The sequence below is a fragment of the Phyllobacterium sp. genome (assembly GCF_037994405.1).
Taxonomy (GTDB): Bacteria; Pseudomonadota; Alphaproteobacteria; order Rhizobiales; family Rhizobiaceae; genus Phyllobacterium.
Genome location: NZ_JBBNAN010000361.1, coordinates 1 through 3,965, shown reverse-complemented (window position 1 = coordinate 3,965; position 3,965 = coordinate 1). Strand labels below are relative to the sequence as shown.

5 protein-coding genes are annotated in these 3,965 nt (G+C 62.8%); all 5 read right to left on the bottom strand.

Annotation, left to right across the window (positions count from 1 at the left end; all coding sequences use genetic code 11):
* The coding region (locus AAAC48_RS20020) for a hypothetical protein (RefSeq protein ID WP_340655867.1) at positions 1-305 on the bottom strand (305 nt) is incomplete at its 3' end.
* Positions 306-603: 298 nt separating this feature from the next.
* A complete protein-coding gene (locus AAAC48_RS20015) occupies positions 604-1,053 on the bottom strand; it encodes a MaoC family dehydratase (protein WP_340655866.1) in 450 nt (149 codons plus the stop codon).
* 24 nt (positions 1,054-1,077) lie between these two features.
* Positions 1,078-2,289, bottom strand: coding sequence for an FAD-dependent monooxygenase (locus AAAC48_RS20010; RefSeq protein WP_340655865.1), 1,212 nt, complete (start codon positions 2,287-2,289; stop codon positions 1,078-1,080).
* Positions 2,290-2,299: 10 nt separating this feature from the next.
* Positions 2,300-3,538 (bottom strand): NAD(P)/FAD-dependent oxidoreductase, encoded by a 1,239-nt coding sequence (locus AAAC48_RS20005; protein WP_340655864.1) that lies wholly within the window; start codon positions 3,536-3,538, stop codon positions 2,300-2,302.
* Positions 3,539-3,604: 66 nt separating this feature from the next.
* Positions 3,605-3,965 (bottom strand): OsmC family protein (locus tag AAAC48_RS20000; RefSeq protein ID WP_340655863.1); only part of this gene is annotated, 361 nt, incomplete at its 5' end.

The following is a 3,965-nucleotide window of genomic DNA, read 5'->3' as shown; positions in this document are numbered from 1 at the left end:
CTCCTTTGTTGGGCAGCGGTTATTCCGCAGCATGTTCGGAGCATGCGGCTGCAGCATGGTATCCAGCGTTTGAGCGAGCATGGAAACCAAGAGGACGGCTCTTTCTGATTTCCTTTAGGCGACGATTGCCGTGCAACGCCGCCCAGTATTTCGCGAATGGTGAAGGCGGGATGGATTAAGCATCCATCGTCCTTCAGCCACGCGGCCTCCTTGACAGTTCCTTCGCGCCAAATCCGGTGATGGTCAGGATCTCGGAACGGCCAAATGCCGATGTCGCGCAGCATGTGGTACGGCAGATCATTCAAGCGTGCCCGCTCTTGGCGCATACATATCGCCCGGGACACGAAAACCAGCCGTCGGACGAACATGGCCGACAGGATTCATTTCGGAATCGCCGATGGTTGCTCGGTGCGAACCGCCGCGCCCCTGGGGTTCGTTTTTCGCGGCCCATGGCTTTGGAACTCCCGTGTGCGCCGGCATAGAAAATGCGACAATCGCCTGAGTTGAATGCCGCCGCACCACCGCCGCTTGTTGAATGGGCGCAAACAAAAGCCCCGCCGCGGCGCGGCGGGGCTTGCACGGACCGTGGGCGTGACGGGAGCGTCATTCGAGCGCTACAGTATAGGTCGTCGCCGTACCGGAAACGCAGGTTTCCCCGGCGGCGTTGAGGATGGTCGTCGCCAGCGTGCAAATCGGTTTATCGTCGCGAACGTCCAGAACCTCGGCCCGGGCCACGATCTCTTCGCCTACGCCCACCGCCTTGACAAATTTCCACTCGACACCGAGGAAGACCGTGCCCGGTCCGGGCAGATCCTCGGCAACGAGCGCATTCAGAAGCCCTGACGTGACGCCGCCCTGGACGATGAGGCGTCCAAATATCGAGCGCGAGGCAAGGCCTTCGTCATAATGGAGCGGATTGCGGTCACCGGTCATTTCAGTGAAGGCGATGATATCGCGTGCGCGAGTGACGCGCCGGCGTTCTGCGTTCGCGCCGACTTTCGGCTTACCGAAACGGGTACCGGACCATCCGGATCGAATGTTCGTGTCGTTCATATCTGGTCTCCTTGGTCGAGGGTGTCAGATCGCTGCGACGGCCGGAGGCCGTGCGGTTGTCGGTGCGACCGGGATCACTTGATCGCGGGCCGATCGGCTGGTCAGCACGGCGATTTCGGCTTTCATGGCGTCACTGAATCGCTTGTGCCTTTCCGGTAATTCCGCAAGTGACCAATCAAACGCGCTGATCGCGTCGGTGGCTTCTAGGATCGGTAAGGCGAGGCTGTCACGTTCGTTCTGAAAGCGCGCCAGTCCAGATGCTGAGCCCGAAAGAATAGCCAAAGCAGCCCCTTCCGCGTCTCTCAGCGCATCCGAAATGCCGTGCGAGGTGAGCGGATCTCGGAAGAACCCTGCGTCCCCCACCAGCAACCAGCCCCGACCATGGGCCTGCCGTAACATGCCCTGCGTGCCGCGGAACGCCTTAAGCCTTCCGACATCATGCGCGGCGGCATGCCTGGCGAGGGTCGGTGCCAAGGCCATCAGCGCGGAAAGCCGACCCGCCGAGAGGTTGCACCTGAACTCCGTGTCGAATCGGCTCGTTGGTACGGAGGCAACGATGCAGGCCAGGCCGTTATTAGTCGGTATCATTCCGCCGCTCACGCCCGGCTGGAAGTACCAGTGGTAACCCGAAAGCTCTGGCGCGGCTGCATAACCGAAAATGTGGGCCACCGAAGCCCGCCCGCTGATAAGGGTCGCGGCCTGAACTTTGCGGGCCACCATGGAGCCGAGGCCGTCGGCGCCGATCACATGGCCCGCTGCAAGCGTCCTGGCGCGACCGTCCGCATCCTTCAGCACGACACCACGCACCCGGCCGTCGACGTCGACGTTCAGATCTTGCACGGCAACATCATGGAGGATCGTTGCGCCAGCGTCGCGCGCGGCATCCACGAGCACGCGGTCGAGCACTGTGCGACGCGGAGCGATCAGCCCGGGAATGCTCAGTTCCGACCGGATGGGGATCGCCACCTCTTCTTTGCCGTAATGGAAGGTGGTCGAGGTGATCACAGGCGCTCCACCGCGGATCAACGGCTCGAGCAGACCCCAGCGCGATAGTTGCATCACGGCAGGCCTCATCAATGCGTGGGTCGAGAGCGTGTCGCTGCCATAGCCATGACGGTCGATTGCGAGCACCCGCATGCCTCCCTTGGCTAGCAGGAGGGCCGTTGCCGCACCGGCGCACCGGGCGCCGACGATGATGACATCATAGTAGGGTTTGAATCCGGGAACGTGCAGCATGGATACCTCCTCATGCGGCCCTTCGGTCGCGCTGGTCGAGAAATGCGGAAATGCATTGCGAAAGCTCGACGGCGTCCGATGCGACGCCGCCGATGAAGTTAGAGTCGCGCTTGCGCAGCAGGCGAAACCCAAGGGCATAGAGGCCGGGGACCGCCGTCACACCGTCCCGGTGGGCGATTTCGCCATCGGGGCCGAGCGCGGCGATCTTCAGCCAAGGAAAGGCTCGTCGATAGCCCGTCGCCCACACGATGGTGCGGATATTGCCGGCCGCGAGAGACAGTCGGCGTGGCGCAGCCCGTGACAGATCGACCGGCTCGATGCCGACATGGGGAGCCTGGCGATCGAGACCGGCAAAGGCGTCAATCCTTGCGAGAAGGTGTCGCTGCTTGACTTCGGCTGACGCGACGCTGGAAGCAAGATCATCCGCGAACGCGATAGCGTCCCCTTCGGCCGCGGCCACTCGTCCAACAAGCTTGACGCCGATGCCCTGCAGCGTGGCCAAATCAATGTTGGCACGATCCGGACGGCCGGCCAGCTGCAATGACGGCTGGCGCTTGGCGGCGTCCGGATCCGCCAGGTCGCGAGTCCTTTCTGCGAGCACACCCATCCGATCAAGCCACCAAAAAATGTCGCGCCCGCGCCAGGTGCGCGGCAGCCGCGTATGTCGGCCGACCGCCAACGTCACGTCACGCCCGCTGCGTCGCAGTTCATCGGCGATCTGAACGCCGGAGGACGACGCGCCAACCACAAGCACGCCGCCGTCGGGTATGACGAGCGGCGAACGATATCCGTGGGAATGCAAGTTGGTCACGCGAGGATCGATGAAACGGGCGATGCCCGGAAGATTGGGCAGATCGCACTGACCCGTGGCGACTACAACAACCCGCGCGCGCCAATTGCCTCGATCGGTGGCTATCTGGAATCCGGCCGGTCCATGCGTTACCGAGGTGACGGCAGTCTGCTCCATGACGGGCGCGCCGAAGGCAGCGCTGTAGTCGCGCAAGTGCGATACGTAGTCATCCCGCAACATGAACCCGTCGGGGTCGTTGCCTTCATAGGGAGCCTCAGGCAGCAGGTTCAACCAATTTGGCGTGAGCAACCGTAGCGAATCCCAGGCGTGGCTTTGCCAACGACCGCCGATCGCGCCGCGTTCGAAGACGAGATGGCCGATACCGCGGTTGAAAAGGCAACGGCTCATTGCAAGGCCCGCCTGGCCACCGCCGATGATAGCGACATCGGTTGCGTACATGATCTTCTTCCTTGGTGAGAGGGCGATCCGGCGTTGTGCCGCCGGAGCGCATGAGGACAACCAGTGCTACTGGACCGACGCTATGCCGACCGAGACGTGGACGCCGTTGGTCAGAACGTCGAATACCGCCGACCGAGCCTGCGCCTGATCGAGGATCTGCTGCATCTTTTCAGAGGGCGCGTCGCCTTCGATCTCGAAGCGAATCGTGACGTTCTGGTAGCCGTTGCGGACGTCGTCCGAGATGCCGAGGATGCCGCGTAGATCGATGTCACCCTCGACGTAGGAGTGCACCTTCGTGAGTTTTACGCCTCGGGCCGCCGCAATATTGGCGATGCCGGCGGTCAGGCAGGTGGCGAGCGCGTGGAGCAGCCATTCGACGGGTGTTGGGCCACGATCGGTGCCGCAGAGCACCGTCGGATGATCGCCA

What these genes read in the sequence shown, in the direction of transcription:
- AAAC48_RS20015 (WP_340655866.1), bottom strand. Translation starts at nt 1,053, where the DNA reads ATGAACGACACGAACATTCGATCCGGATGGTCCGGTACCCGTTTCGGT.
- AAAC48_RS20010 (WP_340655865.1), bottom strand. Translation starts at nt 2,289, where the DNA reads ATGCTGCACGTTCCCGGATTCAAACCCTACTATGATGTCATCATCGTC.
- AAAC48_RS20005 (WP_340655864.1), bottom strand. Translation starts at nt 3,538, where the DNA reads ATGTACGCAACCGATGTCGCTATCATCGGCGGTGGCCAGGCGGGCCTT.